Consider the following 24,435-nt stretch of genomic DNA (forward strand, 5'->3'; position numbering starts at 1 on the left):
ATTATTTTACTCCATGAACCTTCTTCGATTTCTCCTGCTCCTCCCCTTCCTCGCGGCCTGCGGCTCGAAAGACCCGGCCGGCGCCGGCGACGCCCCACCCGCCGACGGTGGAGATGAGCCCGCCGTGAAGCCCCGAGCGCTGGTTACCATTGGCACCATTCAGACGGATACGCTGACGGACGTGTTGCGCCTGAGCGCCGTATCGGCCTTTCCGGCCAAGGATGCGCTGCGGGCCACCACCACCGGCTACGTGCTACCGCCTACGCCCGTGGTGGGCCAGCTAGTGCGCGCCGGCCAAACGGTGTTCACCATCCAAACCAAGGAATCGCGAACCCTGCATCTGGATAAGCTTACTGGCGACCCGCGCCTGAAATTCAGTGGCATTATTCCGATAAAATCGGGGCGGGCGGGCATCCTGGCCACCGTGGATAAGCTGGCCGGCGACTACGTGCAGGACGGCGAGCAGCTCGGCCTCACGTACGACCGCAGTCGTTTCGGGTTTATTCTCGATGTGCCCGTTACCCAGCTGCGCTACGTGCATACCGGCCAGAGCTGCCGCATTTTCCTGCCCGATGGCCGCATCCTGAACGGCCGCGTGGCCGAGGTGCTGGCCACCGCCGACGTGAGCATTCAGACCCAGCGCTACACCATTCGCCCGGTGGGCACCTTTCCGGATTTGCCCGAAAACCTGGCCGTGCAGGTTGAAATCGATAAGGCCGCGCCGCACCTGGCCAGCACCCTGCCGCGCGGTGCCGTACTCACCGACGAAACGCAAACCAAGTTTTGGGTGATGAGGCTACTCAATGATTCGACGGCCGTGAAAGTGCCAGTGAAAGTGGGCGCGCAGGAAAAAGACCACATCGAAATCAGGTCGCCTGCTTTTAATCCGAAGGACAAAATTCTGCTCAGCGGCAACTTTGGGCTGGATGATACGGCGGCTGTGAAGGTGACGCGGCCAGTGGCGGCAGAGCAGGAGTAAGCAAAAGAACGTCATGCTGAGCGCAGTCGAAGCATCTCGCGTGCCGCCACTACTCCTTTTTCAACGATTTGATTACTACCCCACGCGAGATGTCTCGGCTACGCTCGACATGACGTTCTCTGGTTTTCGATAATATCACAACCCATGCCCAACCGCTCAATCTTTCAAGCCTACAAAGCCCCCATAGCGGTGCTGCTGGCGCTGGCCCTAGCCCTGGGCACGGTGGCTTACCGGCGCATCAACGTGGCGCTGTTTCCGGAGGTGACGTTTCCGAAGGTGAAGGTGATTGCCGAGAACGGCTTGGAGCCTGTGGACCGCATGATGGTGACCGTGACCAAGCCCATGGAAGACGCCATTAAGCGGGTGCCGGGGCTGAAGCTGCTGCGCAGCACCACCAGCCGGGGCAGCTGCGAAATCTCGGCGTTTCTGGACTGGGGCGTGGACGTGGCCAAGAGCCAGACGCTGATTGAGTCGCGCCTGAACCAGATTCGGGGCGACCTGCCGCCCAACGTCAACATCTCCGTAGAGCGCATGAACCCGGCCATTCTACCGGTGATGGGCTACACGCTGGAAGCGCCGGGCCGCTCGGCGCTGGAGCTGCGCAAGCTGGCGCTCTATACCATTAAGCCGTTTTTGTCGCAGGTCGATGGCGTGTCGTCGGTGCAAATCCAGGGCGGACGCACCAAGGAATACCAGGTGCAGCTGCTGCCTGACCAGCTGGCCGCCCTCGGCCTGGGGCCCGACGACATAAACAAGTCATTGACGGCCACCAATTTCGTACAGAGCAACGGCTACCTGAGCGACTACCGTCGCCTCTACCTCACGGTGACAGACGCCACCATCATCCAGAAGGAAGACCTCGAAAACATCGTTCTCCGCAACGACGGCCGCCGCATTGTGCGCCTGGCCGACGTGGCCACCGTGGGCCTGGGCGAACAGCCCGAATACACCCGCATCAACGCCAACGGCTCCGATGCCGTGCTCGTTTCCATCCTGCGCCAGCCCGATGCCAACGTGGTGCTCGTTTCCGATGGCGTGAAAGCCAAAGTAGCGGCCCTGAAATCGGGCCTGCCAAGTGGTGTTCGCATGGCACCGTACTATGACCAGGCCGATTTTGTGGCCGAAGTAGTGAAGTCGGTACAGGACGCGCTGTGGATTGGCCTGGCGCTGGCCCTCGTGGTTACGGCCCTGTTTCTGCGCTCCTTCCGGGCCACGATGACGATTCTGGGGGCCATTCCGGTGGCGCTGGCCCTCACCATCGCGGTGCTGTATTTCGGCCTGGGCTACTCGTTTAATATTATGACGCTGGGGGCCATCGCCGCTGCCATCGGCCTCATGATTGACGATGCTGTGGTGATGGTGGAGCAGCTGCACCGCGTGGGCGAGGAGCACCCCGGCATTACACCCGGCGAGGTGGTGCGCAAGTCGGTAGACCATCTTTTGCCGGCGCTTATTGGGTCGAGCCTGAGCACAATTGTGATTTTCCTGCCGTTTGCGCTGCTGGGCGGCGTGGCGGGGGCGTATTTTAAGGTACTGGCTACTACGATGGTAGTGGCGCTGGTGTGCTCGTTTCTGGTGGCCTGGCTGGGGCTGCCGGTGATTTATCTGCTGCTGAGCCGCAGCCGCAAGGCCGACGTAGTAACTGTTTCGCCCGGCTACCCGGCGGCGGACCAATCGCCTGAAAGCGACACCTACTTCGCCGACGAGACGCACGCTCTGGCCGCCACGCCTGCGGCTCCGGAAGTGACGAGCAAACCCGCTTCCACCCACCACGAAATCCCCTGGGTGAAGGCTGTTATCCGGCACCCGGCTTACTCCATCATCGGCATTCTGGTGCTCATTGGCAGCATGGTGCTCATTATTCCGCGCCTGGCCACCGGCTTCCTGCCCGATATGGACGAAGGCGCCATTGTGCTCGACTACAACTCGCCGCCCGGCACCAGCATCGAGGAAACCGACCGCATGCTGCGCCAGGCCGAAAAGCTCATTGTACGCGTCCCGGAAGTGGCCAGCTACTCGCGCCGCACCGGCACCCAGATGGGCTTTTTCATCACCGAGCCCAACCGGGGCGACTACCTCATCCGCCTGAAAACAAACCGTAAGCGCACCACCGAGGAAGTCATTTCCGACATCCGCACCAAAATTGAGGCGACTCAGCCGGCCCTCACCATCGACTTCGGCCAGGTTATCGGCGACATGCTGGGCGACCTCATGAGCACCGTGCAGCCCATCGAAATAAAGGTTTTCGGCCCCGATGCCACCAAGCGCTACGCCCTGGCCAACCAGGTAACCAAAGTGGTAGAAGGCGTGGCCGGCACCGCCGATGTGTTCGACGGCATCGTGCGGATGGGCCCGGCCATCGACGTGCGGCCCGACCCGCGTCGCCTGGCCCAGTATGGCCTCACGGCCACCGATTTCCAGACCCAGCTGCAAACCCACCTGGCCGGCACCGTAGCCGGCAACGTGCTCGAAGGCGAGCAATTGCTCAACATCCGGATGCGCTACCCCAACGCCACCCAGGCCACCCTGGCCCAGATGCGCGCCGAGCCGGTGTTCCTGCCCAACGGCCAGCGCCACCGCCTCGACGAGCTGGCCACGGTGCGCGTGACGCCCGGCGACGCCGAGCTGGAACGCGAAAACCTCCAGGCCATGACCGCCGTTACGGCCCGCCTCGATGGCCGCGACCTGGGCGGGGCCATGGCCGAAATCCGCCAGAAGCTGGAGCGCGACGTGCCGCTGCCGCCCGGCTACTTCATCCAGTACGGCGGCTCGTATGCCGAGCAGCAGCAGTCGTTTCAGGAGCTGCTTACCATTCTGGGCACGGCGTGTTTGCTGGTATTTGCGGTGGCGCTGTTTCTGTTTCGGGATTTGAAAGCGGCGGGCCTGATTCTGCTTATTGCCATTCTGGGGCCGGCCGGCGGCTCGCTGGCGCTGTACCTCACCAATACGCCGCTGAACGTGGGTTCCTACACCGGCCTGATTATGGTGGTGGGCATCATTGGCGAGAATGCTATTTTCACCTTCCAGCAGTTTTTCGAGGTGCTGGCCGAGGGCAACCCCGTGGAGCAGGCCGTGGGCTATGCCATCGCGGCCCGCCTGCGGCCCAAGCTGATGACGGCCCTCTCGGCCATCGCGGCGCTAGCCCCGCTGGCCCTCGGCATTGGGGCGGGCGCGCAGCTGCACCAGCCGCTGGCCATTGCCGTAATTGGTGGGTTGCTGCTGGCCTTGCCCCTGCTGCTGCTGGTGCTGCCCAGCCTGCTGCGGCTGAGCTACCAGCAGAAGGCCGCTCCCCTCGTAGCATAAGCTTTAACTTATGACGAGCGCGCTGGCGCGAGATTAGCGCAGCGTAACTCGTGACTTGCCATGATGGGGAGGCTGCGCCTCCCCGGCCGCGCCAGCGGCAAGCCGGTCGCACCGTTCCAACGGGCCGCTCTATGGGAGGCGCAGCCTCCCCCACACAATAAGTCACGAGTTACGCTGCGCTAAACTCGCGCCAGCAGTGATGCTTTTGGTACATCGACGGCCTCCGTCGATAAAACACCCCCTTCCCGTCGATGAAAGCGGCTTTGGCAGGAGGAAGAGGTTAATTTTGCGCCATCAACTCAACAAAGACCCGTGCGCAGGAGTTAAGAGCCCTTGCAGCCGATGCGGCGCACCGGCGGGCCTAGAAAACGGACGATATGTGGATAGTTAGACTGGCGCTGGCGCGTCCCTACACCTTTGTGGTGATGGCGCTGCTAATCCTGGTGGGCGGCGGGCTCACCATTCAGCGGATGGCAGTGGATATTTTTCCCGACATTCCGATTCCCGTGGTAGGTGTGGTATGGGGCTACTCCGGCATTTCGCCCGAGGAGATGAACCAGCGCATCGTGGTGCCGGTGGAGCGCGCCATTACGACGACCGTGAACAACGTGGAGCACCAGGAAAGCCAGAGCCTAAAGGGCGTGGGCTTGATTAAGGTGTTCTTCCAGCCCGGCTCCAACCCTGATGCCGGCGTGGCCCAGCTCACGGCCATCACCCAGACACTGCTGCGCATTCTGCCGCCGGGCATTTCGCCGCCGCTCATCATCCGCTACTCGGCCTCCAACGTGCCAATTGCGCAGACGTCGCTCAGTAGCGAAACCTTGGGCGAGTCGGACCTCTTTGACGCGGCCAACGCCTTTATTCGGCCCGGCCTGGCGGTGGTGCAGGGGGCTTCGGTACTGCTGCCGAACGGCGGCAAGCCCAAGCAGATTATGGTCGACCTTGACCCCGATAAGCTGGCCGGCAAAAACCTGAGCGGCAACGACGTAGTGTCGGCCCTGTTGGCCCAGAACCTTATCATTCCGGCCGGCTCGGCCAAAATCGGCGACCGGGAGTACGACGTGAAGCTGAACTCCAGCCCCGAGGCCATTGCCACGCTCAACGACCTGCCCATCAAGACGGTGGATGGCACCACGGTGTACATCCGCGACGTGGCTTTCGTGCACGAGGGCGCGGCCGTGCAAACCAACATCGTGCGCCAGAACGGCCGCCGTACGGCCATCATCCCCATTCTGAAAAGCGGCGCGGCCAGCACGCTCGACATCATCGACAAAATCAAGAAGGCGCTGCCCAATATCCAGGCCAATGCGCCGCCGGCCCTGAACATCAAGCTGCTGTTTGACCAGTCCTTTTTCGTGCGGGCCAGCATCAAGGGCGTTATCATCGAAGCCTGCATTGCGGCGGCCCTCACGGCGCTAATGATTCTGCTGTTTCTGGGTTCGTGGCGCTCTACGCTGATTATCGCGACGAGTATTCCGCTCAGTATTCTGGTCAGCATCATTATGATGAATATTCTGGGGCAAACCCTGAATATCATGACCTTGGGCGGCCTCTCGCTGGCCGTGGGCATTCTGGTGGATGACGCGACGGTGGAAATCGAGAACATCCACCGCAACATGGGCATGAAGAAGCTGCTGAAGCGCAGCATTCTCGATGGTGCCCAGCAAATTGCGACGCCGGCCCTGGTGGCCACGCTGGCCATCTGCATTGTGTTTGTGCCGGTGTTTTTCCTGGGCGGGGTGGCATCGGCCATCTTCGCGCCGCTGGCTACGGCCGTCATTTTCGCCATGCTGGCGTCTTATATTCTCAGCCGGACGCTGGTGCCCACGCTGGTGATGTACCTACTGCGCAAGGAGTTACCCATCTACCACGCGCAGGAAGAGCCCGACCTGCCCAGCCAGCACCAGCGCAACGGCCAGCCCGTGAGCCAGGTAGAGCGCGACCTGGAGCGCATCCGCCGCGAGCAGTACGAAAAAGCCCACCCCAGCGGCACGGCCGAGGAAGAAGCCGAAAACGAAATCACCGATTCGGAGCGTGAGGCCGGCTCGGCCATCACCCAAACCTGGGTCTGGAAGCTGCACAAGGGCTTCGAGCATCAGTTTGAGAAGTTCCGCGCCGGGTATGGTGGGGCACTGGCATGGGCCTTGAGCAACCGTCCGAAGGTCATTGTGGCGTTCATGGTGCTGTTCATCGGCTCGCTGGGGCTGTTTCCGCTCATTGGCCAGAACTTCTTTCCGACGGTGGATGCCGGCCAGCTGCGCCTGCACGTGCGAACGCCCACCGGCACCCGCCTGGAGGAGACGGAGGTGCGCTTCCGACAGGTCGAAAACGTGATTCGGCAGGTGATTCCGGCCAACGAGCTGGACCTGGTGCTAGCCAATATCGGCCTGCCGGTTATCCCCATCAACCTGCTGCTGAGCGACAACCCCACCATCGGGGCCGGCGACGGCGAGATTCTGGTGAGTATGAAGGAGGAGCACGGCCCCACGGGCGACTACATCAACGAAATCCGCCGTCAGATTCACAAGCAATACCCCGACCTAATCATCTTCTTCCAGCCGGCCGACATTGTGAACCAGACCCTGAACTTCGGCCTACCCGCCCCGATTGACATTCAGGTGATTGGCCGCGACAAGGCTGCCAACCAACGCATTGTGGGCGAAATCAAGGAAAAAATCGTGAAGATTCCTGGCCTGGTCGATGCCTTTGTCTATCAGGCCTTCGACCAGCCCCAGCTGCGCCTCGACATCGACCGGGTACGGGCCCAAGAGGCCGGCCTCTCGCAGCGCGACATTGCCAACAACGTGCTCGTGAACCTGAGCAGCAGCACCCAAACCAACCCCAACCAGTGGCTGAACCCCGCCACCGGCGTGAGCTACACCGTGGCCGTGCAAACGCCTCCCCGCGCCCTCTCCACCCTCGATGAAATCGGCAATATCGGCGTGACCAGCGCCACCCAGAACCAGTCCCAGCTGCTGAGCAACTTCACTACCCTGCGCCGCAGCCAGACGCTGGCCGTGGTGTCGGACTACAACATTCAGCGCACCGTGGACCTCTACGCCAGCGTGAGCGGCCGCGACCTGGGCGGCGTGAGTAAGGACATCCGCAAAATTCTGGCCGACACGGAGAAAACCCTACCCAAAGGCACCACGCTGGCACTGCGCGGGCAGGCCGATTCCATGCGCACGTCCTTCGCCGGGCTAGGCCTGGGCCTGGCCGGAGCCATCATATTAGTGTACTTGCTGATGGTGGTCAATTTCCAGAGCTGGATGGACCCACTCATCATCATCACCGCCCTACCGGGCGCGCTGGCGGGCATTCTGTGGATGCTGTTTGTGACGCAGACTACGCTCAGCGTACCGGCCCTGATGGGGGCAATCATGTGCATCGGCGTGGCCACGGCCAACTCTATTCTGCTGGTCACCTTCGCCAACGAGCGCCGCGAGGAAGAACCCGATTTGAGCCCCCGCGATGCGGCGCTGGATGCCGGCTTCACCCGCCTGCGCCCGGTGCTGATGACGGCCCTGGCCATGATTATCGGCCTGCTGCCCATGTCGCTGGGCATGGGCGAGGGCGGCGAGCAAAATGCCCCGCTCGGCCGCGCCGTGATTGGCGGGCTGATGCTGGCCACGGTAACGACCTTGTTTTTTGTGCCGATTATGTTTTCCTATCTGAAAAAAGCAAAGCCCGTGGCTACGGCGCAGGCTTAGAATTTTAGCCCGCAGAAGTCGCAGAGGTTTACGCAGATGACGCTGAACGTTCTGCGACTTCTGCGTAAACCTCTGCGACTTCTGCGGGCTAAAACCGTCAGAAATACTACCTAACGATAATGTCCGATTCCAACTCCTCCGGCCGGTTCTGGCTGATAATTTTAATCGTCCTCGCTGTATTTGGCGGGCTTTTTCTGCTCGGCTACATGCCACGCCACAAGCAGGAGAAAGCCCGAAACGCCGAAGCCCAGCAAAAGACCGATGCCGTGCCAATGGTTACCGTAGCCAAGGCCAAGGCCGCGCCCGATACCACCACCGTCACGCTGCCCGCCGATACCAAGTCGCTGCGCGAAACCTTCGTATTTGCCCGGGCCAACGGCTTCGTGAAGTCGTGGAGCGCTGATATTGGCCAGAAAGTACGCGCCGGACAGGTGCTGGCCGAAGTAACCACGCCCGAGCTCGACCAGCAGGTAGCCCAGGCCCGCGCCAACCTCGGCCTGGCCAAAACCAGCTACAACCGCCTGGTGGGCGTGGCGCTGCCCGGGGCCATCTCGAAGCAGGAATTGGACGTGGCCAAATCGCAGTTTTCGGTGCAGCAGGCCGCTTTGCAGCAGCTGCTGGCACAGCAGGATTTCCGGCGCATCACGGCCCCGTTCAGCGGCACTGTCACACAGCGGAATGTGGAAGTAGGCAGCCTCGTAAGCACCAGCAACGCGCCGGGCTCGCAGCTGTTTAAGATTGAGCAGACCGACAAGCTGCGCGCCTACGTGCAGGTACCGCAGAACTTCGCCCCGTCCATCAAAAGCGGGATGACAGCCGATTACCTGGTGCCGGAGTTCGCGGGCAAGCCCTTCGCAGCCAAAGTGGTGCGCAATGCCGGGGCCCTCGACCCCAACACCCGCACCTTGCTCACCGAAGTACAGGTGCCAAACCCGCGCGGCGAGCTGCGCCCCGGCAGCTACGCCCAGGTGAAATTCTACCTGCCACGCACCGCGCCCGGCGTCATCATTCCGGCCAATGCCCTAGTGCCCGGCGGCACCGAAAGCCGCGTGGCTACTGTGCAGGACGGCAAAATCCACTACCAGCCCATCGTCACGGGCCGCGATTTCGGCAACCAGCTCGAAGTATCGCAGGGCCTGAAGGCAGGCGAGCTGCTGGTACTGAACCCCGCCGAAACCCTCACCGAGGGCCAGGCCGTGCAAACCCAAGCCTTCACCCCGCCCGCCAAGCCCGCTGGCCCCCCACCCGCCAGGCCCCGGCCCAATGACCCGGATGCCCCGCGCGTGTCGTCGCCGGTGAAATAGGAAGTTGGCCCGGTCCGACCGCCCTAGGCGGTCCGACCGGTTAAAGTAAGAACGATGCCGCCCCCACGGCAACCGGTCGGACCGCCTAGGGCGGTCGGACCGGGCCAACTGACAACTAAAAATGACCTTCCGCCTCTCCCCTTTCTTCCTCATCCTGCTGCTGGCCAGCTGCGTGCGGCCGCCCAGCTACGCGCCACCCAGCCTGCCCACCCCCGCAGCCTGGAAAAACACAGCCGACAGCCCCACGGCCGCCACGCCGCCGGCCGCCGTGGCCAGCAGCACCCTACCAGGCACGGCCCCGCCCACCGTCAACAACCTGCCCGCGCCCGCCAGCTGGTGGATGCTCTTCAACGACCCCGGTCTCAATACGCTGGAGCAGCAGGCCACGGCGCAGAACTTCAGCCTGCAAGCCGCCCTGGCCCGCGTGGAAAGCGCCCGCGCCAACGTGCGGGTGGCCAACTCCTACCGCTCGCCCCTGGTGACGGTGGACCCGCAGGTGTACCGCTCGCGGCTCTCGGGGCTGCGGCCGGTGCCGTTTCCGGTGGCTACCAATAACCTAGGGGTGATTCAGACCCAATATTATATTCCCATCAATGCCAGCTATGAGTTCGACGTGTGGGGCCGCATCCGAAGCAGCATCCGCGCCGCCGAGGCCGATGCGCAGGTGCAGGAAGCCAACCGCCGCACCGTGCTCCTCTCCCTCACCGCCGATGCCGCGACCTACTATTTCGGCCTTCGCGGGCTCGATGCGCAGCTGCTGGTGCTCGATACCGCCCGCCTCGACCGCCAGCACAGCCTGGACCTGACCCGCGCCCGCTACCAGGCCGGCGTGGACAATGAGATTGCCGTGCACCGCGCCGAAACCGAGCTGGCCAACGTTGATGCCAGCGTTATCGAAACCCGCCGCCAGCGCCTGGGCCTCGAAGCCTCGCTGGCTACGGTGCTGGGCGTGCCCGCCAGTGGTTTCGCGGTGGCCCCGCAGGCCGGGCCGCTGGTGGCCCCGGCGGTGCCGGCTTCGCTGCCGGCGGCCCTGCTGGCCCGCCGGCCCGATTTGCAGCAGGCCGAGCGTCGCCTCGCCGCCGCCAGCGCCCGCGTGGATGTAGCCAAGCTCACGCGCCTGCCCACTGTGCGCCTCAATGGTTTTCTGGGCCCGCAGAGTGCCAAAATCGGCGACCTGGCCCGCGTGGCCGACAACTACACCTACTACGTGGGCGGCGGCGTGAGCATTCCCGTCTTCAACGGTGGCCGCAACCGCGCCAACGAGCAGGTGGCTCGCTCCGAAGCCGAAGCACTGGTGGCCGACTACCACCAGGCGGCCCTAGTAGCGTTTCAGGAAGCCGAAACCAGCCAGGCCGATGTGCGCCAGTACCAGGCCCAGGTGGCGGCCCGCCAGCGTGCCTACCGCGCCGCCCGCCTGGCCAGCGCCCTCACCAAGGAACGCTACCGGGCCGGCCTCACCAACTACTTTGAGGTGGTGGATGCCGACCGCCAGACCCTCGATGCGGCCACGCTGCTCACCCAGGCGCAAAGCAATTTATTGGGGGCCAGCGTGGCCTTGGTACGGGCCTTGGGCGGCGGCTGGGAATAGGAGCTTATCCTAGAGATTTCATACCGATTTGAAAATCACTGTCAAGCCGATGAGGATTTTTTTACTTTATAATTAATCTGTAAATCAAACATTTGTATTTTTCAACATAAACTAATGCCACGTTTACGTTAAGAGGTCCGTAAGAACGAACCCGCAATTTATCTGACTCCAATTTCTTTTTCATGCGCTCCTTTTTAATCACCCGCTTTGCCGCCATTATACTATTAATCGGGGCAATCCATCCGGTACAGGCCCAGGTAAATCCTACCCGAGCCGATACTACCGAAAAATATCAAAACCCCGGCGGTGTGTCTTCAGGGGTGAAGACTCCCTTTTTCAAAAGCAAGGTATTCAGAGCCCTGGCTATTCCGGCCGCGCTGATAACCTACGGCGCCATCACGGCGCAGGGCGATGCGGGCATCAACCGCAGTGCGCGGGAGTTCACGCAAAAGCAGTTTCGGCCGGTGAGCACGGGTTTTGATAACACGCTCATTATTGCCCCCTACTTCGAGCTGGCCGCCGTGGCCATTGCCGGCGTAGAGTCGCACAACGACCGCATCAACACCCTGCTTATCATTGCCAAGGGCGAGGCCATTATGCTGGCTTCCACGTTTGCCGTGAAGTACCTGGCCAATGAGACGCGGCCCAACGGCCAGGACAACCTCTCGTTTCCATCGGGCCACACAGCGCAGGCCTTCCTGGCGGCCAGTATCGTACACACCGAGTTTCGCGACAAGAGCCAGTGGTACGGTGTGGGCGCGTACACCATTGCCACCAGCGTGGCCGCCCTGCGCATGATTAACGACAAGCACTGGCAGAGCGACGTGGTGGCTGGCGCTGGCTTCGGCATCTTCTCCGCCCACTTGGCTTACCTGAGCCACCGCAACCGCTGGGGCCGCAAGTCCATTGGCCGCGATGTCGGAATGGTGCCGGCCTACTTCGGCAACGGTGCCACGGGCATTAGCATTTCGTGGCGGCCGAAAAAGTAGCCGCTTTGCTCAATGAAGAATGAGAAATTGCCAGCCGGGTAATTCTTCATTCCTCATTAAGCGCTGCCTCCACCCACACCGGCACGGCCGATAGCGCCGCATTGCCCGTCAGCTCATCGAGCCGAGCATCGTCCGTCAGGTCGTTGATGCTGGCTCCGGCGTGGGCCTGCGCCACGGCTAGCCGGGTACCGGGCCGGGTGTGGCCGTAGCCATGCGGCATGCTGGCCACGCCGGGCATGAGGCTGGACGTAATTTCGACGGGCAGCTCGATGGTACCCACCCGGGAACGCACACGCACCGGCTGACCATCGGTGAGCTGGCGGGCGGCGGCATCGGCGGGGTTCATTTGCAGGGTGCAGCGGTTGCGGCCTTTGATGAGGCGCGGCAGGTTGTGCATCCACGAGTTGTTGGAGCGCAACTCGCGGCGGCTGATGAGAAGTAGCTGGTCGGCGGTTGCGACGGGAGTGGCGGCCAGCACCCGCCGGGCGCGGTCCAGGTCGGCCAGGAAGAGCGGGGCGGCCAGGTTGATGCGCTGGTTTTCGGTGCGCAGTGCGGCCGGCAGGCGCGGCTGTAGCTCGCCGAGGTCGAGGCCGTGCGGGTTTTCGCGCAGCTTATCGAGCGAGAGGCCAGTGCGGCCGTAGGCACCGTAGCGCAGGCCAAGGTCGATTTTAGCTGCCGGATTTTCGGGGGCGGGCGCGGCAACGGCATCGAAAGCATCGCCGGCTTCGAGGCGCTGGCGCAGGCCCTCAAAAATCTCCCAGTCGTAGCGCGCGTCGGGGTCTTTGGCAAACAGCGGCTCGGAGTAGCGGCTGGTGTTGCGAATGGCCAGAGCGTGGAAGCTCACATCGTAGTGCGCAGTTTCGAGGCCGGTGGCGGGCGGTAGGATGTAGTGGGCGTGGCGGGTGGTTTCGTTGAGGTAGATGTCGATGGACACCATGAACTCCAGCCCGGCCAAGGCGGTATCGAGCTGCCCGCCGTTGGGCGTGGACAGCACCGGGTTGCCGCAGCTCGTGACCAGCGCCCGCAGCTGGCCTTCGCCGGGCGTGAGCATGTCCTCGGCCAGGCAGGCCACCGGCAGCTCGCCCATGAACTCGGGGGCCTGGCGCACGCGGCTGCGGTACCGGTCGTAGCGGTTGTAGTGGCCCGGCTTGCCCAGCACGTCGAGCGCGGGCGTGGCAAACATGTAGCCGCCCGGCTCATCGAGGTGGCCGGTGAGCAGGTTCAGGGCATTTATCAGCCAGAGGCACAGCCCACCAAACTCCTGCACCGACACCCCTACCCGACCATAAACAACTCCGCGCTCAGCGGCTGCCAGCTCCCGCGCCAGCGTGCGGATTTCGGCCGGCGCAATGCCCGTTACGGCGCCGACGTGCTCAGGCGTAAACTCAGCCACGGCCGCGTTCAGGGCTTCGATACCATCCGTGATGTCGGCCAGCCGGCCGGGTTTCACCAGGTTTTCGGCAAATAAAACCTGCGTCATCGCCAGCAGTAAAAACACGTCGGTACCGGGGCGAATGAAGTGGTGAGCATCGGCTTTGGCGGCGGTTTCGGAACGGCGCGGGTCGATAACGACTACTTTGCCACCCCGGGCCTGAATGGCCTGCAGACGCTTGGCCACGTCGGGCGCAGTCATCAGGCTGCCGTTGCTCACCAGGGGATTGCCGCCAAGGATGAGCCAATGGTCGGTGCGGTCGAGGTCAGGCACCGGCAGCAGCAGCGGGTGGCCGTAGAGCTGCCAGGCGGCAAAGTGGTGCGGCAGCTGGTCGACCGACGAGGCTGAGAACAGGCTGCGCGAGCCCAGCGCCCGCAGAAAGCCGGGTGCCGCCAGCTGCGTGCCGGAGTTATGCACGCTGGGGTTGCCGGCGTACCAGGCGGTGGCGTGCAGACCGTGCGCCTCCCGCTGCTGGCGCAGTGCGGCGGCGACTTCATCGAGCGCGGTGTTCCAGTCGAGCTCCTGCCAGCCATCGGCGATGCGCTTGAGGGGGCGGCGCAGGCGGTCGGGGTCTTCGTAAATGTCCTTCAGGCCCACGGCCTTGGGGCAGATGTGGCCCCGGCTAAAGGGGTCCTGCGCATCGCCGGCAATGCTGAGGACGCGGCCGTTTTCGTGGGTGATTTCGAGGCCGCAGATGGCTTCGCAGAGGTTGCAGGCGCGGTAGTGGGTTTCGATGGGCATGAAGTGGGTGGGAAGTACCGTGGACTCTGCGAGTCCGCGCGTGAGCGGTAATGGGCAGCAAGGTAAAGAACGTTATGCCGAGCGCAGCCGAGGCATAACGCGTGCAGCAGTAATCAAGACCGTTCTCCCGATTGAGTTACTATGGCACGCGAGATGCCTCGGCTGCGCTCGGCATGACGTTCTATCTTTCCTTCGCCAGCAACGCAACGTTGCGCGCTCCTTCATGTCTATTTGATTAAGATTTCGTCCCATCTTTACGAATCTGCTTCCTGCATCACTAAAACGCTTACCCTCTTTTGAAACGACGCGACTTTGTAGGACTATCCGGCCTGGCTGCCGGGGCCCTCTTCCTCCCCGGCTTTCCCAGCTTCGGCGGCACCCTCGTTGACCCCGCCCACCTGCTGGAGCCCGGCCTCGACCTCACCCAGAAAAAACGCCTTGCTGATGCGGCCCTGAACGCCGCCAAAGCCGCCGGCGCCAGCTACGCCGATGTGCGCATCGGGCGCTACCTCAACCAAAGCATTTTCACCCGCGAAAAGCAGGTGCAGAACATCGCCAGCACTGAGAGCTACGGCGTGGGCATTCGCGTGATTGCCAACGGCACCTGGGGCTTCGCGGCCACCAACGTCGTGACCGAGGCCAGCCTGGCCAAAGCCGCCCAGCTGGCCGTAGCCATCGCCAAGGCCAACGCCAAGGTGCAGAAAGAGAAGGTGTTGCTGGCCCCGCAGCAAGGCTACGGCGAGGTGAGCTGGAAAACGCCCATCCAGCAAAACGCCTTCGAAGTGCCGGTGGCGCAGAAAGTTGAATTGCTGCTGGCCGCTAACGCCAAGGCCCTCGACAACGGCGCCAGCTTCGTCAACTCCTCCCTGTTTCAGATTAACGAGCAGAAGTATTTTGCCAGCACCGACGGCTCCTACATCGACCAAGACGTGCACCGCATCTGGCCCACGTTTTCGGTTTCGGGGGTAGACCGGGCCAGTGGCAAGTTTCGCAGCCGCGATGCCCTGAGCTCGCCCATGGGCATGGGCTACGAGTACCTCACGCCCAAGGCCGCCGATAAGATTGCGGGCGCCAGCGGCACCGGCCTCATCGGCTACCGCAACAGCTACGACATGCTGGAAGATGCCGCCCTGGCCGCCCGGCAAGTGAAGCAGAAGCTGACCGCCAAGTCGGTAACGCCGGGCAAGTACGACCTCGTGCTCGACCCCAACCACCTGGGCCTCACCATCCACGAGAGCGTGGGCCACCCGCTGGAGCTCGACCGCGTGCTGGGTTACGAGGCCAACTACGCGGGCACCAGCTTCGCCACCCTCGACTGGAAGGCCAAGGGCATTCCCTACGGCTCGAAGCTGGTGAACATTGTGGCCGATAAGCTGCAGCCCGGCTCGCTGGGCGCAGTGGGCTACGACGATGAAGGCGTGAAAACCAAGCGCTGGGACCTCATTAAAGAAGGTACGCTGGTAGACTACGAGAAAATCCGGGACCAGGCGCACATCGTGGGCCAGAAGGAATCGGACGGCTGCTGCTACGCCGACTCCTGGGACTCGGTTCAGTTCCAGCGAATGCCCAACGTGAGCCTGCAGCCCGGCAAAGCCAAAATGAGCGTCGACGAGTTGATTAAGGACGTAGACAAGGGCGTGTACATTGCCGGGCGCGGCTCCTACTCCATCGACCAGCAGCGCTACAACTTCCAGTTCGGTGGGCAGGTGTTCTACGCCATCGAAAAAGGCAAAATCACCGAGATGCTCGAAGACGTGGCCTATCAGGCCAACACCCAGGAATTCTGGAACTCCTGCGCCGCCATTTGCGACGAAAGCGACTACCGGCTGTTCGGGTCTTTCTTTGATGGCAAGGGCCAGCCCAGCCAGGTGTCGGCCGTAAGCCACGGCTCGGCCACCACGCGGTTTAATGGCGTGAACGTGATTAATACGGCCCGCAAGATTTAATTAATGTGGGGAATGTGTTGAATGTGGGGAATGTGAAAATGGACCGCTCAGGACGCTACAAGTAAGCGGCCGTAGCCGCCACGCTTTGCTCCTATCTCATGCATCATTCTCAATTTCATCCCACTGAAGCTGTTTAGAAAGTCCCCGAACGGTCATGCAGAGCGCAGCGCAGCATCTTGCTCGCATCGTCAGGCCCGTTCAACGATGCGAGTAAGATGCTGCGCTCTGCATGACCGTTTGAGGACCTTTTGTGACTTTCTGAATAACTCCACTATTCCATTTCCACATTTTCCACATTCAACACATTTTCACATCTGAAAACATGGCCCTGCTCTCCCAATCCGAAGCCCAGACCATCCTCAAAAAAGTCCTCAGCTTCAGCACCGCCGACGAGTGCGAGGCCACCCTCACGGGCACCAGCGGCGGCAACGTGCGCTCGGCCCGCAACTCCATCAGCACGGCGGGCGCAGCCGAGAACGTGGCGCTGGCGGTGCAGTCGCGCTTTGGCAAGCGCAGCGGCACCGCCACCTGCAACGAGTTTGATGAGGCCTCGCTGCGCCGCTGCGTGCAGCGGGCCGAGGAAATTGCCCGCCTCGCTCCCGAAAGCCCGGAGTACGTGCCGCTGCTCGGCCCGCAGACGTATCTGGCATCGCCAAACTCGTTTGCGGCGCGCACGGCTGCCATCACGCCCGACTACCGGGCCGAGCAGATTGGGGCCAGCATGGCCCTGTGCGACCAGAAGAAACTTAGCTCAGCCGGCTTCTTTAATGACTCGTCGGGCTTCGTGGCCAAGCGCAACTCCAAGGGCCTGGAGGCTTACCAACCGGTGAGCAGCGTCGACTTTTCGATTTCGGTGCGCACGCCCGATGGCACCGGCTCGGGCTACGCCATTGCCAACTACACCGATTTGGCCCGGTTCGACGCGGCCCGCCTCACGCGGGTGGCGGCCGACAAGGCGGCTTCGTCGGTGAATGCCAAGGCCATTGAGCCGGGCAAATACACCGTGATTCTGGAGCCGGCCGCGGCCATCGACCTGCTCAATAACATGATGGGGGCCATGGACGCCCGTAACGCCGACGAAGGCCGCAGCTTCCTGAGCAAGAAGGGCGGCGGCAATAAGAAGGGCGAAAAGGTCTTCGACGAGCGGGTGACCATCTACTCCGACCCTACCCACCCCGACGTGCCCGACCTGACCTTCAGCGACGACGGCCGCCCGCAGCAGAAAGTGACGTGGATAGACAAAGGCGTGGTGAAAAATCTCTACACCTCGCGCTTCTGGGCCCAGAAAGCCGGCATCCCCGACATTCCGCCCCCCGGCGGCTGGATTATGGAAGGCGGCACCCAAAGCACCGCCGACCTCATCAAAGGCACCGCCAAAGGCATTCTCGTCACGCGCCTCTACTACATCCGGGCCGTCGACCCGCAGACGCTGCTCTACACCGGCCTGACGCGCGACGGGACGTTCTACATCGAAAACGGGCAGATTAAATTCCCGGTGAAAAATTTCCGCTTCAACGAAAGCCCGGTGATTATGCTCAACAACCTGGAGGCGCTGGGCAAGCCCGTGCGCCTGAACGGCAGCCTGGTGCCACCCATGAAAATCCGCGACTTCACCTTCACCAGCCTGTCGGACGCGGTGTAGACTTGTAGCGTGGACTTTTAGTCCGCGCATTAAACGTGACTTTTTCCATGCAAACCACTCGCGGACTAAAAGTCCGCGCTACTCTCACCTTATGAAAAGACGTGACTTTGTAGGACTAACCGGCCTGGCCGCCGGCGCCCTTTTCCTGCCCAGCCTGCCCGGCTTCGGCCATTCGCTGGTAGACCCCGCCCGCCTGCTGGAGCCCGGCGCCGATGTAGCCATGAAAAAGCGCCTCGCCGATGCCGGCCTGAACGCCGCCAAAGCCGCCGGCGCCAGCTACGCCGACGTACGCATTGGCCGCTACCTCAACCAAGGCATCTTCACCCGCGAAAAGCAGGTGCAGAACATTGCCAGCACCGAGAGCTACGGCGTGGGTATCCGCGTGATTGCCAACGGCACCTGGGGCTTCGCCTCCACCAACAACGTGACCGAGGCGGGCATTGCCAAAGCCGCCCAGCTGGCCGTGCAGATTGCCAAGGCCAACTCGAAGGTGCAGAAGGAAAAGGTGCAGCTGGCCCCGCAGCAGGGCTACGGCGAGGTGAGCTGGAAAGCGCCCATTCAGCAGAATGCGTTTGAGGTGCCCATCAAGGACAAGGTGGATTTGCTGCTGGGCGTGAACGCCAAAGCCCTGGATATGGGCGTGTCGTTCATCAACTCGGTGCTGTTTCAGGTGAACGAGCAGAAGTATTTTGCCAGCACCGACGGCTCCTACATCGACCAGGACATTCACCGGATTTACCCCACGTTCGGCGTCACGGCCATCGACCGGGCCAGCGGCAAGTTCCGCTCGCGCCAGGCCATGAGCTCGCCCGTGGGCATGGGTTACGAGTACCTCACGCCCAAAGCCGCCGATAAAATGGCCGGCCCCACCGGCTCCGACATCATCGGCTACAAGTACAGCTACGACATGCTGGAAGACGTGGCCCTGGCCGCCAAGCAGGTGAAGCAGAAGCTGACCTGTAAGTCGGTGACGCCCGGCAAGTACGACCTCGTGCTCGACCCGCACCACCTGGGCCTCACCATCCACGAAAGCGTGGGCCACCCGCTGGAGCTCGACCGCGTGCTGGGCTACGAAGCTAACTTCGCCGGAACCTCGTTTGCCACCCTGGAGTGGAAGGCCAAGGGCATTCCCTACGGCTCGAAAGTGGTGAACATTGTGGCCGATAAGGTGACGCCCAACACCTTGGGCGCGGTGGGCTACGACGACGAAGGCGTGAAAACCAAGCGCTGGGACCTCATCAAGGACGGTACGCTGGTGGACTACGAGAAAATCCGGGACCAAGCGCACATGGTGGGCCAGAAGGAATCGGACGGCTGCTGCTACTCGCAGTCGTGGCAGGATGTGCAGTTCCAGCGCATGCCCAACGTGAGCCTGCAGCCCGGCAAAGCCAAAATGAGCGTGGATGAAATGGTGAGCAAGGTCGATAAGGGCATCTACATCGCCGGCAACGGCTCGTTCTCCATCGACCAGCAGCGCTACAACTTCCAGTTCGGCGGGCAGGTGTTCTACGCCATCGAAAAAGGCAAAATCACCGAGATGCTCGAAGACGTGGCCTACCAGGCCAACACCCAGGAATTCTGGAACTCCTGCGCTGGCTCATGCGACGAAAGTGACTTCCGTTTCTTCGGCGCTTTCAACGACGGCAAGGGCCAGCCCTCGCAGAGCTCGGCCGTGAGCCACGGCTCGGCCACCACGCGCTTCAATGGCGTGAACGTGATAAATACGGCGCGGAAAATCTAGAAAATGTGGGGAATGTGGTTGATGTGGGAAATGTGGGAAATGTGGGAAATGTGATGGTAGCAGCAGATTCAGGTACGACTGGCAATGGTTCCAAGGCCGACAATCCGGTTGTGCGGCTCTCCTTTGAGTTGGTATTAGCAGTACTGGCTTATGTGGAAGAGTTGGAGGCAACTCGTCGCTACGTCGTGGCTCGCCAGCTGCTTCGGTGTGGCACTTCAGTCGGAAGCCAACGTGCGCGAAGCGCAACATACTGAAAGCCGTGCTGACTTTGTACACAAATGCAAGATTGCTGCGAAGGAAGCTGAAGAAACCGACTACTGGCTCCAGCTCTGCACGCACGCGCCCAATTACCCAACGCCTCCCATACCCTTGAACGACAAATTATTGAGCGTCCGACGTCTACTGGCCCGCATCATTATTTCCAGCAAAGCCAACGCTGCCTGAATTCCCACATTCCTTCATTTCCACATTCTCCCATTCTGCACATCTCCACATTTAAAAACATCATGGCCATTCTCTCCAAAGACGAAGCCCAGACAATCCTAAAAAAGGTCCTCAGTTTCAGCACCGCCGATGAGTGCGATGCCACGCTCAATGGCAACATTAGCGGCAACGTGCGCTCGGCCCGCAACTCCATCAGCACGGCCGGGGCCAGCGATAACGTGTCGCTGGCCGTGGAAAGCCGCTTTGGCAAGCGCGCCGGCGTAGCCACCTGCAACGAGTTCGACGAAGCCACCCTGCGCCGCTGCGTGCAGCGGGCCGAGGAAATTGCCCGCCTCGCCCCCGAGAGCCCGGAGTACATGCCGCTGCTGGGGCCGCAGACATACCTGGATGGCAACCGCTCCTACGCCGCCGCCACCGCCGCCATCGACCCCGACTACCGGGCCGCGCAAATCGGGGCCAGCATGGCGCTCTGCGACCAGAAAAAGCTGAGCTCGGCGGGCTTCCTCGACGATTCGCACGGCTTCGTGGCCAAGCGCAACTCCAAGGGCCTGGAGGCCTACCAGCGCACGTCCAACGTGACGTTTTCGGTGACGGTGCGCACGCCCGACGGCACCGGCTCGGGCTACGCCTCGGGCGATTACATCGACTCAAGCAAGATGGACGCGGCCCGCTTCACCAAAGTGGCCGCCGACAAAGCTGCTGCTTCCATGAAGGCACGGGCCATTGAGCCGGGCAAGTACACCGTGATTATGGAGCCCAATGCCCTGCTCTCGAACGTGGACACCTCGCTCATCGGCGCGCTCATGGGTGCCCTCGATGCCCGCAACGCCGACGAGGGCCGCAGCTTCCTCAGCAAGAAGGGCGGCGGCAACCGCAAGGGCGAAAAGCTGTTTGATGAACGGGTTACCATCTACTCCGACCCGCTGAACCCGGAAATCAGCGACCTCACTTTCAGCGGCGACGGCCGCCCGCTGCAGCGCACCACCTGGATTGACAAGGGCGTGGTGAAAAACCTGTACGCCTCGCGCTACTGGGCCCAGAAAGCCGGCATCCCCGACCTGCCCCGCCCCAACGGCTGGATTATGGAAGGCGGCACCCAAAGCACCGCCGACCTCATCAAAGGCACCGCCAAGGGCATTCTGGTGACGCGCCTGTGGTACATCCGCCCCGTCGACCCGCAGACGCTGCTCTTCACCGGCCTCACCCGCGACGGCACGTTCTACATCGAAAACGGCCAAATCAAGTTCCCCATCAAGAACTTCCGCTTCAACGAAAGCCCGGTCATCATGCTCAACAACCTGGAAGCCATCGGTAAGCCGGTACGGTTAAACGGGAATTTGGTACCGCCGCTCAAGATTCGGGACTTCACGTTCACGAGCCTGTCGGACGCAGTATAAAAAGTATAGTGGACTCTGCGAGTCCGCGCGTGATTGACGTAATAGAAGCACTTTTTTGAAAGCCACCAGTCAACCTCGACTGGTGGCTTTTTTATTTCCTGATAAGGCACGGACAACCGCCGCCCCGCCCGCCGCATCTGCTCACTTGGGTACTTACCCCTTACGCCTATCTTGCGGCTTCATTTCCTACTTCCTGCAATGAAGCTGACTTTATTAGCTGGCCTGCTACTGGCCGTTATCATTCGTCCGGCCGCCGCGCAATCGCGCCTCACCGGCAAAATTCTCGATGCCGCCACCGGCCAGCCCATACCCTACGCCAGCATTTCGGTGCTGAGCACTACGGCCGGCACCACCAGCAACGCGGAGGGCGAGTTTGAGCTGAAAGCCGCGCTACCGGGCCGGCTGGTGATATCGGAGCTGGGCCACCGGCGCGATACGGTGGCAGTAGCCGCCGCCACCGCACCGCTGCTGGTGCGGCTGCAACCGGCGTCGGTACTGCTGCCCGAGGTGCAAGTGGGCAGCTACCTCGGCGATTTGATTGCGCAAGCCTACCGCCAGTTGCGCCGCACCACCGCTAAAAAAATGTATGGCCAGGCCTTTTATCGGCAAATTACCCGCATTGCCAACGATGCCACCGAAGTGCAGGAAATGGTGTGGGACGCTGCCACTACCAATGCAGGCATGGATGGCAGCGCCATCGTTACTGGGCGCTTCGCGAAGAAGATGAAGGCGCAAATAAGCTTCAACAACTTCTCCGTTTTTACCAAAAGGTTTGGCTTTAATATGAAGGACGACAGCCTAACACAGCGCGGAATCCTGGGGCTGAATACTGCCAGGTTCTACACACTATCGCTACTGGGCGTGACGCAGAGTGAGGGTCAGCAACTGGTCGAAATCGGTTTTGAGAGCAAGCCGGGGCTGGCACCGCTTACCGCGAAAGGAACTTTGGTTATTAACGAAACTACCCGGCAAGTACTACACCTGCGGTTTGAAACGCCCGACCTGGTCAACGTCAAGACCAATAGCTTGGTTAGCTTGGTGGTGAAGCTCAAGGACCAGCACTCGGTGTTTGAAATGGATTTTCAGCCGGCTCCAAATGCAGCCGTCCTCACTTACATCAAGGTCGATTATCGAGCATCTTTGGCTGTACCACTGCAACGCAACGTCGCCATTCAGGCTTCTTCTTTCACGTACTTCTACAACAGCCGCGCCACCCCCGATGCCAGCGTGACCTACGCCCCTGCCAAGGGCGGCGAAGTCGATTTGGCACTCATCAAGCAAACTACTTACGACCCCGCTTTCTGGCAAAACAACGCCGTGGTGAAACGCACCCCACTCGAAGAACAGGTGATGAAATCCTTCGAGCAGAAGGGCGCTTTCGGCACTATGTTGCCGTAGCTTGTAGCGCGGACTTTTAGTCCGCGAGTAAACTGCTGCCTAAATTCTATTTCATTCACTTGCGGACTGAAAGTCCGCGCTACATCTTTTTCTCTGCAACCTATGAAAAGACGCGACTTTGTGGGCCTCACCGGCCTGGCCGCCGGGGCCCTGTTCCTCCCCAGCCTCCCCGGCTTCGGCCACACGCCCGTCGACCCCGCCCGCCTGCTGGAGCCGGGGGCCGACGTGGCCGTGAAAAAGCGCCTCGCCGACGCGGCCCTGAACGCCGCCAAAGCCGCCGGGGCCGACTACGCCGACGTGCGCATCGGCCGCTCGCTGAACCAGTACGTTTTCACCCGCGAGAAGCAGGTGCAGAACATCGTGAGCACCGAGAGCTACGGCGTGGGCATCCGGGTGCTGGTGGCCGGGTGCTGGGGCTTCGCCTCGACCAGCGTGGTGACGGAGGCCAACCTAGCCGCCACCGCCCGCGAGGCCGTGAACATTGCCAAGGCTAACCGCCTGGTGATGAAGGAGCCCGTGCAGCTGGCCGCCCAGCAGGGCTACGGCGAGGTAAGCTGGAAAACGCCCATTCAGCAAAGCGCATTCGAGGTGCCGATAAAGCAGAAGGTAGATTTGCTGCTGGCCGCCAACGCCGCCGCACTGGATGCGGGCGCCAGCTACATCAATTCGGCGCTGTTTCAGGTGAATGAGCAGAAGTATTTTGCCAGCACCGACGGCTCTTACATCGACCAGGACGTGCACCGGCTCTGGCCCACCTTCAACGCCACGGCGGTGGATACCAAGTCGGGCAAATTCCGCAGCCGCGAGGCACTGAGCTCGCCGGTGGGCCTGGGCTTCGAGTACCTCACGCCCAGCGCGGCCGAGCAGGTGCGCGGCCCGCAGGGCACCGACACCATCGGCTACAAGCTGCGCTACGACATACTGGCCGATGCCGCGCTGGCCGGCAAGCAGGCCAAAGCCAAGCTGACGATGAAATCGGTGACGCCGGGCAAGTACGATTTGGTGCTCGACCCGGGCCACCTGGGTTTGACCATTCATGAAAGCGTGGGCCACCCTACGGAGCTCGACCGCGTGCTGGGCTACGAGGCCAACTACGCGGGCACCTCGTTTGCCACGCTGGAATGGAAGGCCAAAAACCTGCCCTACGGCTCGAAGGAAGTGAACATTGTGGCCGACAAGCTACAGCCCGGCTCGGTGGGCAACGTGGGCTACGACGACGAGGGCGTGAAAACCCGCGAGTGGGACCTCATCAAGGACGGCAAGCTGGTGAATTACCAGAAAATCAGGGACCAGGCCCACATCGTGGGCCAGAAGGAATCGGATGGCTGCGCCTATGCGCAGAGCTGGGAAGACGTGCAGTTCCAGCGCATGCCCAACGTGAGCCTGCGCCCCGGTACCGCCAAAATGAGCCCCGATGAGATGGTGAAGGGCGTGGACAAAGGCATTTACATAGCCGGAGAAGGCTCGTTCAGCATCGACCAGCAGCGCTTCAACTTTCAGTTTGGCGGGCAGCTATTTTTTGCGATTGAGAAGGGCAAAATCACCGAGCAGTTGGAGGACGTGGCCTACCAGTCGAACACCCAGGAGTTCTGGGGGGCCTGCGCCGGCTCGTGCGACCAGTCGGACTACCGCCTGTTCGGCACTTTCTTCGACGGCAAGGGCCAACCGGCCCAGGTGTCGTCGGTGAGCCACGGCTCGGCCACCACGCGCTTCAACGGCGTGAACGTGATTAACACGGCCCGGAAAGTGTAGCCGCCTAACCTCACCCCCGGCCCCTCTCCTTGGGGAGAGGGGAGCCTGACAATTTCCGTTAGTGGCAAA

14 protein-coding genes are annotated in these 24,435 nt (G+C 61.9%); 13 read left to right on the top strand and 1 reads right to left on the bottom strand.

Going from position 1 to position 24,435, the window contains the following annotated elements; translation table 11 throughout:
- The first annotated feature begins 13 nt into the window (after positions 1-13).
- The 6 genes from KQ659_RS13105 to KQ659_RS13130 all read left to right on the top strand — a co-directional run bounded on the left by KQ659_RS13105 (position 14) and on the right by KQ659_RS13130 (position 11,873).
- Entirely contained in the window at positions 14-979 is a 966-nt protein-coding gene (locus tag KQ659_RS13105) for an efflux RND transporter periplasmic adaptor subunit (protein ID WP_216688432.1), read from the top strand.
- 144 nt (positions 980-1,123) lie between these two features.
- Positions 1,124-4,282 (top strand): efflux RND transporter permease subunit, encoded by a 3,159-nt coding sequence (locus tag KQ659_RS13110; protein WP_216688431.1) that lies wholly within the window; start codon positions 1,124-1,126, stop codon positions 4,280-4,282.
- A 377-nt stretch (positions 4,283-4,659) separates the two neighbouring features.
- A complete protein-coding gene (locus KQ659_RS13115) occupies positions 4,660-7,992 on the top strand; it encodes an efflux RND transporter permease subunit (protein WP_216680650.1) in 3,333 nt (1,110 codons plus the stop codon).
- Between the two features lie 119 nt (positions 7,993-8,111).
- Entirely contained in the window at positions 8,112-9,296 is a 1,185-nt protein-coding gene (locus tag KQ659_RS13120) for an efflux RND transporter periplasmic adaptor subunit (protein WP_216680649.1), read from the top strand.
- Between the two features lie 121 nt (positions 9,297-9,417).
- Positions 9,418-10,884 carry an efflux transporter outer membrane subunit gene (locus tag KQ659_RS13125; RefSeq protein ID WP_216688430.1) on the top strand — a complete coding sequence of 489 codons (1,467 nt, stop codon included), beginning with the start codon at positions 9,418-9,420 and terminating at the stop codon, positions 10,882-10,884.
- A gap of 182 nt (positions 10,885-11,066) precedes the next feature.
- Entirely contained in the window at positions 11,067-11,873 is an 807-nt protein-coding gene (locus tag KQ659_RS13130) for a phosphatase PAP2 family protein (protein WP_216688429.1), read from the top strand.
- Between the two features lie 46 nt (positions 11,874-11,919).
- Here KQ659_RS13130 and KQ659_RS13135 read toward each other — a convergent pair whose 3' ends face one another.
- A complete protein-coding gene (locus KQ659_RS13135) occupies positions 11,920-14,046 on the bottom strand; it encodes a molybdopterin oxidoreductase family protein (protein WP_216680646.1) in 2,127 nt (708 codons plus the stop codon).
- A gap of 296 nt (positions 14,047-14,342) precedes the next feature.
- Between KQ659_RS13135 and KQ659_RS13140 the strand changes: the two genes are divergently transcribed.
- The 7 genes from KQ659_RS13140 to KQ659_RS13170 all read left to right on the top strand — a co-directional run bounded on the left by KQ659_RS13140 (position 14,343) and on the right by KQ659_RS13170 (position 24,366).
- Positions 14,343-15,992: a TldD/PmbA family protein gene (locus KQ659_RS13140; RefSeq protein ID WP_216680645.1), complete on the top strand. Its 1,650-nt coding sequence runs from the start codon at positions 14,343-14,345 to the stop codon at positions 15,990-15,992.
- Between the two features lie 322 nt (positions 15,993-16,314).
- Positions 16,315-17,634 carry a TldD/PmbA family protein gene (locus tag KQ659_RS13145; protein ID WP_216688428.1) on the top strand — a complete coding sequence of 440 codons (1,320 nt, stop codon included), beginning with the start codon at positions 16,315-16,317 and terminating at the stop codon, positions 17,632-17,634.
- Positions 17,635-17,725: 91 nt separating this feature from the next.
- Complete coding sequence (locus KQ659_RS13150; RefSeq protein ID WP_216680643.1) at positions 17,726-19,375, top strand: TldD/PmbA family protein; 1,650 nt, start codon at positions 17,726-17,728, stop codon at positions 19,373-19,375.
- 150 nt (positions 19,376-19,525) lie between these two features.
- Complete coding sequence (locus KQ659_RS22130; RefSeq protein WP_226929973.1) at positions 19,526-19,819, top strand: four helix bundle protein; 294 nt, start codon at positions 19,526-19,528, stop codon at positions 19,817-19,819.
- A 62-nt stretch (positions 19,820-19,881) separates the two neighbouring features.
- Positions 19,882-21,216, top strand: a complete 1,335-nt coding sequence (locus KQ659_RS13160) for a TldD/PmbA family protein (protein WP_216688426.1) — start codon at positions 19,882-19,884, stop codon at positions 21,214-21,216.
- A gap of 198 nt (positions 21,217-21,414) precedes the next feature.
- The gene (locus KQ659_RS13165; RefSeq protein WP_216688425.1) at positions 21,415-22,614 is read left to right on the top strand and encodes a carboxypeptidase-like regulatory domain-containing protein; all 1,200 of its coding nucleotides are present in this window, start codon (positions 21,415-21,417) and stop codon (positions 22,612-22,614) included.
- A gap of 102 nt (positions 22,615-22,716) precedes the next feature.
- A complete protein-coding gene (locus KQ659_RS13170; protein ID WP_216688424.1) occupies positions 22,717-24,366 on the top strand; it encodes a TldD/PmbA family protein in 1,650 nt (549 codons plus the stop codon).
- Positions 24,367-24,435: the final 69 nt, after the last annotated feature.

Origin of the sequence: Hymenobacter siberiensis, assembly GCF_018967865.2 — a bacterium.
GTDB lineage: Bacteria > Bacteroidota > Bacteroidia > Cytophagales > Hymenobacteraceae > Hymenobacter > Hymenobacter siberiensis.